We start from the raw sequence: 6,750 nt of genomic DNA, 5'->3' as shown, positions 1-6,750 counted from the left end.
GCAGCCCAACGGGAGCAAGCTCCCTCGCCACAGGTGCAGTTTTCACTCTTGAGCAAGCGGGACGCTGATCACTTCCCGGCTATCTGCGCCTTGGTGTAGAACCCGTCCTGTTCCAGCAGGTCGATGTTGTCCTTGGTCAGCGCTGTGGGCGTGAGCAGGATGGTTTCGACTTTTTTGCTGCCGTTGTCCGACTGCGAGCTGTAGGCGGGTTTCTCGTTGCGTGCCAGTTGCACCGAGAGTTTTGCGGCTTCGGTGGCGATGAGTTTCAGGGGCTTGTAGACGGTCATGGTCTGGGTGCCATCGATCACCCGCTTGACCGCTGCCAGGTCGGCGTCCTGGCCGGAGATGGGCACCTTGCCGGCCAGTTGCTGGGCGGCCAGTGCCTGGATGGCGCCGCCGGCGGTGGCGTCGTTGGAGGCGACGATGCCGTCGATTTTGTTGTCGTTGCGGGTCAGGGCGTTCTCGACAATGCTCAGCGCTTCGGTGGGGTTCCATTCCTTGACCCACTGCTGGCCGACGATCTTGATATCGCCCTTGTCGATGGCCGGCTGCAGCACTTTCATCTGGCCTTCACGCAGCACCTTGGCATTGTTGTCGGTGGGCGCGCCGCCGAGCAGGAAGTAATTGCCCTTGGGCGCGGCGTGCAGCACGCCGTTGGCCTGCATCTCGCCGACTTTCTCGTTATCGAAGGAAATGTAGGCGTCGATATCGGCATTGAGGATCAGCCGGTCATAGGACACCACCTTGATCCCGGCCTTCTTCGCTTCGGCGACGGCGTTGGTCAGGACGGTGGCGTTGAACGGCACGATGACGATCACATCGACGCCACGGGAAATGAGGTTTTCGATCTGCGAAATCTGCTTTTGCTCGCTGGCATCGGCCGACTGGACGAAGACCTTGGCGTCCATTTTTTCCGCTGCGGCGACGAAGTAATCGCGGTCACGGGACCAGCGTTCCAGGCGCAGGTCGTCAATGGAGAAACCGATTTTCGGATGGGCCGAATCGGCCATCACCGGCAGCGACAACAGCGCCAAAGCGCCGGCCAACAACGTGAGTTTCATCTTCTTCATGGTGGTGCGTCCTTTTATTGTTGTTTGAAAGACACTGCCTGACGATGAGCATCGGGCTGGAAGAACTGTAGAGATTCGGCAGGCGCCGTGGGCACAGATTTGTCGCGCAAATGTCACAGCCTCGCTGCGCCCACAGCGTCCATCGCGGTCAGCGATAGATAAACCGGTTGACCAAATTCTCCAGCATCTCCTGCCGGCCGCTGACGGCCTGCGGGTTCAGCTCGCTGGCGAAGGCATGTTCGGCCAGTGACTCGAGGCTGAACTCACCGGCCAGCACTGCCTGGCCCAACGGCTGCTGCCAACCGGCGTAGCGTTGATCCTTGAGTTGCTGCAGGCGGTCGTTCTGCACCATGGCCGCTGCTCGTTCCAGGGATTGGGCCAGCACGTCCATGGCACCGACGTGGCCGTGGAACAGATCGCTTTCGTCGAGGCTCTGGCGGCGCACCTTGGAGTCGAAGTTGAAGCCGCCGTTGGTGAAGCCGCCGGCCTTGAGGATTTCGTAGGTGGCCAGGGTCATCTCTTCGACGCTGTTGGGGAACTGGTCGGTGTCCCAGCCGTTTTGCGGGTCGCCGCGGTTGGCATCGATGCTGCCAAAGATCCCCAGGGACACGGCCGTGGCGATCTCGTGATGGAAGCTATGGCCGGCGAGGGTCGCGTGGTTGGCTTCGATGTTGACCTTGATTTCCCGTTCCAGGCCGTACTGCTGCAGAAAGCCGAACACCGTGGCGCTGTCGTAATCGTATTGGTGCTTGGTGGGCTCCTGGGGCTTGGGTTCGATCAGCAGGTCGCCCTTGAAACCGATCTTGTGCTTGTGCTCGACCACCATGCGCATGAAACGGCCCAGTTGCTCGCGCTCGCGTTTGAGGTCGGTGTTGAGCAGGGTTTCGTAGCCTTCACGACCGCCCCACAGCACGTAGTTGGCACCCTTGAGGCGCTGGGTGGCGTTCATCGCGCTGAACACCTGGGCGGCGGCGACCGCGAACACCTCTGGATCGGGATTGCTGGCGGCGCCAGCGGCAAAACGCGGGTTGCTGAAGCAGTTGGCGGTGCCCCACAGCAGCTTGATCCCGGTGTCTTCCTGATGCCGTTCCAGGTGGTCGACCATTTGCGCGAAGTGATTGCGGTACTCCCGAAGCGACTGGCCTTCCGGGGCGACGTCGGTGTCATGGAAGCAGTAATAGTCGATGCCCAGTTTGGAGAAGAACTCGAAGGCGGCTTCTGCCTTGCCGATGGCCAGTTCCATGGGGTCACCGGTGCGCTGCCACGGGCGCTTGAAGGTCCCGGCACCGAAGACGTCGGAGCCCGGCCAGACGAAGGTGTGCCAGTAACAGGCCGCCATGCGCAGGTGCTCGCGCATGGGTTTGCCGAGGATCAGCTTGTCGGCGTCGTAATGACGGAAGGCGAGGGGAGAATCGCTGTCAGGGCCTTCATAGCGAATCTTGTCGACATCGGGGAAGTACGGCATTTGGGCAATGTCCTTGTTGTTCTTGGCGGTGCCCCGATACTAGCAACGGCCTGGTGCCTGCTGATTACGAAACTCACCAACACAGGGTGCGATTTTGAGTATTGAGATTCATCGGGCGCGGGCCTAGTCTGTGACCAACGCCGCCGTAACGGCAGGCTTGGGATCGCAATAAAAACAATGAAAACCATACCCCCCGTACACCGCATTGCCCTGCTGTTCAACGGCAGCAAGATCTATGACCGCGGCATCATCAGCGGCATCGGCAACTACCTGAGCAGCACCCGTGCCTCCTGGGACCTGTTTCTGGAAGAGGATTTTCTCTGCCGGTTGAAAGGCATCGAGCGTTGGCAGGGCGACGGGATCATTGCCGACTTCGACGATCCACTGATCGGCGAAGCACTGGCCGGCATCGATATGCCGGTGGTCGCAGTCGGTGGGTCATACCAGGATGAGCGCGCCTATCCGAAAGGCATCCCCTACGTGGCCACCGACAACGACGCCTTGATCACCCTGGCCTACAAACATTTGATCGAGGCGGGGCTGACGCGTTTCGCCTGCTTCAGCCTGCCGCAAGCGCAGGCCAATCGTTGGGCCCAGGAGCGTGAAAAATCCTTTCGACGGCTGATGCAGCGCGATGGCCTGCACGCCGAGGTCTATCGTGGCATGGGGACCAGCGCGCCGCTGTGGGACAGCGCCGTGGAGCAGCAGATCGCCTGGCTGCAAAGCCTGCCCAAACCCATCGGCATCATCGCCGTCAGTGACGCCCGCGCCCGGCAGTTGCTGCAAGCCTGCCTGACCGCCGGGATCGCCGTGCCGGAGCAAGTGGCCCTGATCGGCATCGACAACGACCCGCTGACCCGCAGCCTGACTCGGGTCCCCCTGAGCTCGGTGATTCAGGGCACCGAAACCATGGGCCGCACCGCCGCGCACCTGCTGCACCAGATGCTCCACGGCATGCCCGCCGCCGGCACGCAAATCCTGATACCCCCGGAGGCGATCAACGTGCAGGTCTCGAGCTTGCACCAGCCCCTGGGCAATCCCTACGTCATGCAGGCGCTGCTGTTCATCCGCCAATACGCCTGCCAGGGCATCAAGACCGCGCAAGTGGCGGCTTACGTGGGCGTGTCGCGCTCATCGCTGGAGTCGCACTTTCGCACCGTGCGCGGCTGCAGCGTCCACGACGAGATCCTGCGTTTCAAACTGGCCGCCGCCACCCACGGGCTGGAGAACACCGACGCGGCGATTGCCGACATTGCGCGCAGTTGTGGTTTCAAATCGGCGCAGTACCTGCACACGGTGTTCCGGCGCGAGTTTGGCTGTACGCCGCGGGAGTATCAGCAGGGTGTTGAAATGGCGCAGTGAATGCTGGAACCCCTTGATCGGTACGTTGACGATCAACCTGAATTCATCCGCTCGACTCACCTCATCCCTTCTTGCACAAAACGGATAGCGATCTGCGCCAGGCGGATATTGCCTGCCTCGCGATCGCCATACCCTCGTTTTGCATCCTGCGTAACAGTCCTGTGCACGGCGCGTAACAATCCGGCCGCCCTTGGCGGGCCCTTGCCTGCACCGCTCGCAGCCGCACGCTGAACCCCCGAACGAACAATGAAAATAACAACAAGAGACCAATGTCATGGGAAAAATCGATGTACACGAGGTGATCGACAACGCGCGCTTCAACCGCTTTCACTGGATGGTGTTGTTCTGGTGCGCCCTGATCATCATCTTCGATGGCTACGACCTGGTGATCTACGGCGTGGTCTTGCCGACGCTGATGAAGGAATGGGGGCTGAGCCCGCTGGAGGCCGGAGCGCTGGGCAGTTATGCGCTGTTTGGCATGATGTTCGGGGCGCTGTTTTTCGGCCCGCTGTCGGACAGGATCGGGCGCAAGAAAACCATCACGGTCTGCGTGATGCTCTTCAGCGGTTTCACCGTGCTCAACGGCTTTGCCACGGACCCCACGACCTTCGGTATCTGCCGCTTCATGGCCGGCCTTGGCATCGGCGGGGTCATGCCCAACGTGGTGGCGCTGATGAATGAATACGCGCCGAAGAAAATCCGCAGCACCCTGGTCGCCATCATGTTCAGCGGTTATTCGGTGGGTGGCATGCTCTCGGCGGGCCTGGGGATCGTTCTGATTCCCAGCTTCGGTTGGCAGTCGGTGTTCTATGTGGCGGGGCTGCCGTTATTGCTGCTGCCGTTGATCATGTGGTTCCTGCCCGAATCGGTGGGTTTCATGCTGCGCCAGGGCCGTAATGAAGAGGCGCGCAAGGTACTGCAGCGGGTCGACGCACGCTACGTCCCACACGCCGGCGACATCCTGCACATGACCGAGGTGAAGGGTGTGGGCGCCCCTGTGCTGCAGCTGTTTCGCGAAGGCCGCGCCTTGCGCACGCTGATGCTGTGGCTGGCGTTTTTCTGCTGCCTGTTGATGGTCTACGCCTTGAGTTCCTGGTTGCCCAAACTCATGGCCAACGCCGGTTACAGCCTGGGCTCGAGCCTGTCGTTCCTGCTGGTGCTGAACGTCGGCGCGATGTTCGGTGCGGTGGGCGGGGGCGTATTGGGCGACAGGCTCAACCTGCCGCGGGTGCTGGCGGTGTTCTTCGCCATCGCCGCGGTGTCGATCACCTTGCTTGGCTTCAACAGTCCGACCCCCGTGTTGTACCTGCTGATCGCCATTGCCGGCGCCACCACCATCGGTTCGCAGATCCTGTTGTATGCCTGTGCAGCACAGTTCTATTCCATGGCCATTCGTTCCACGGGGCTGGGCTGGGCGTCGGGGATCGGCCGTAACGGTGCGATTGTCGGCCCGCTGTTGGGCGGCGCGTTGCTGGGCATCAGTCTGCCGCTACAACTGAATTTCATGGCGTTCGCCCTGCCGGGTGCGGTGGCCGCTCTCGCCATGACCCTGTACGCCATCAGCAGCGAGCGCAACGCCTCCAGCGTTGGCGAACCACTGTCGGCAGCCAAGGCCTGAGTCTGCAAGGAGCGGTTCGATGAAAGCCTTGATGCGTGACTTTTCGCTGTCGGCTGCGGTAGCAGGGTTCGTTGCCACGATCATCTCCTATGCGGGACCGCTGGTGATTATTTTCCAGGCGGCGGACGCGGCGCATCTGTCTCGCGAACTGCTGTCGTCCTGGGTCTGGGCGATCTCCATCGGCAGTGCGCTGCTGGGCATTGGCCTGAGCCTGCGTTACCGGGTGCCGATCATCATTGCCTGGTCGGCACCCGGCTCGGCGCTGCTGGTGGCGTTGCTGCCGGACATTTCGATGAACGAGGCCGTCGGCGCCTATCTGCTGAGCAGTCTGATCATCTTCCTGGTGGGTATCTCGGGGGCTTTCGACCGCGTGATCAGCAAGCTGCCCGCCGCCATCGCTGCGGCCATGCTGGCGGGGATTCTGTTGCGTTTCGGCACCGGGCTGTTCGTGTCGTTGCAGGGCAAGCCCGGGTTGGTACTGGCCATGTTTGCCACCTACCTGGTGTGCAAACGGCTGTTGCCGCGTTACGCGGTGATGGCGGTACTGGTGGTGGGCTGCGCCATCGCCATGTTCACTGGCCAATTGCACAGCGAAGCCCTGGTGATCGGCCTGGCGACGCCGGTCTGGGTTACCCCGCAGTTCAGCCTGGGTGCCACCTTGAACGTGGCCTTGCCACTGGTGATGGTGGCGCTGACCGGGCAGTTCGTGCCGGGGATGGCGGTGTTGCGGGCCTCGGGTTACGCCACGCCGGCCAGCCCGATCATTGCCTGCAGCGCACTGGGCACGGCGCTGTTGGCGCCGTTTGGCTGCCACGGCCTCAACCTGGCGGCGATCACCGCCGCCCTCTGCACGGGGCGCGAGGCCCATGAAGACCCGGGCAAACGCTACGTCGCCGGTGTGGTGGGCGGCCTCTGTTACCTGGTGCTGGGCATTTTTGGCGCGACCCTGGTGTCGTTGTTCGCAGCCTTCCCAAAAGAACTGATCGCGGCGCTTGCGGGGTTGGCGTTGTTCGCGGCAATCGCAGGCGCATTGGCCAATGCCATGGCCGTGCCCAATGACCGTGAAGCGGCGCTGGTGACGTTCCTGACGACCGCCTCGGGCATGTCGCTGTTCGGCCTGTCCGCCGCGTTCTGGGGGCTGATTTTCGGCATGACCGCGCACCTGATGCTGAGTGGGCGACGGCGCCCCCTTGCGACCTCACCCAACAGCGCCCGGGAGATGACGCGCTGAGCTG

At 62.3% G+C, this 6,750-nt stretch carries 5 protein-coding genes; 3 read left to right on the top strand and 2 right to left on the bottom strand.

Annotation, left to right across the window (positions count from 1 at the left end):
• Positions 1–68: 68 nt before the first annotated feature.
• Both xylF and xylA read right to left on the bottom strand, forming a co-directional pair.
• Positions 69–1,070 carry a D-xylose ABC transporter substrate-binding protein gene (gene xylF, locus B0W55_RS11725; RefSeq protein ID WP_077046157.1) on the bottom strand — a complete coding sequence of 334 codons (1,002 nt, stop codon included), beginning with the start codon at positions 1,068–1,070 and terminating at the stop codon, positions 69–71.
• A 148-nt stretch (positions 1,071–1,218) separates the two neighbouring features.
• Positions 1,219–2,535: a xylose isomerase gene (xylA, locus tag B0W55_RS11720; protein WP_077046156.1), complete on the bottom strand. Its 1,317-nt coding sequence runs from the start codon at positions 2,533–2,535 to the stop codon at positions 1,219–1,221.
• A gap of 177 nt (positions 2,536–2,712) precedes the next feature.
• On the opposite strand from xylA, the gene B0W55_RS11715 reads away from it, so the two are divergent.
• The 3 genes from B0W55_RS11715 to B0W55_RS11705 all read left to right on the top strand — a co-directional run bounded on the left by B0W55_RS11715 (position 2,713) and on the right by B0W55_RS11705 (position 6,746).
• Positions 2,713–3,897 carry a XylR family transcriptional regulator gene (locus tag B0W55_RS11715; RefSeq protein WP_077046155.1) on the top strand — a complete coding sequence of 395 codons (1,185 nt, stop codon included), beginning with the start codon at positions 2,713–2,715 and terminating at the stop codon, positions 3,895–3,897.
• 274 nt (positions 3,898–4,171) lie between these two features.
• Complete coding sequence (locus tag B0W55_RS11710) at positions 4,172–5,515, top strand: MFS transporter (RefSeq protein WP_077046154.1); 1,344 nt, start codon at positions 4,172–4,174, stop codon at positions 5,513–5,515.
• Between the two features lie 19 nt (positions 5,516–5,534).
• On the top strand, positions 5,535–6,746 hold the full coding sequence (locus tag B0W55_RS11705) for a benzoate/H(+) symporter BenE family transporter (protein WP_077046153.1): 1,212 nt from the start codon (positions 5,535–5,537) through the stop codon (positions 6,744–6,746).
• The last annotated feature ends 4 nt before the right edge of the window (positions 6,747–6,750 follow it).

Origin of the sequence: Pseudomonas sp. KK4, from assembly GCF_001984065.1 — a bacterium.
Classification (GTDB): domain Bacteria; phylum Pseudomonadota; class Gammaproteobacteria; order Pseudomonadales; family Pseudomonadaceae; genus Aquipseudomonas.
Note: the sequence above shows the minus strand (reverse complement) of the source record. Positions and strands in the feature narration are given on the sequence as shown.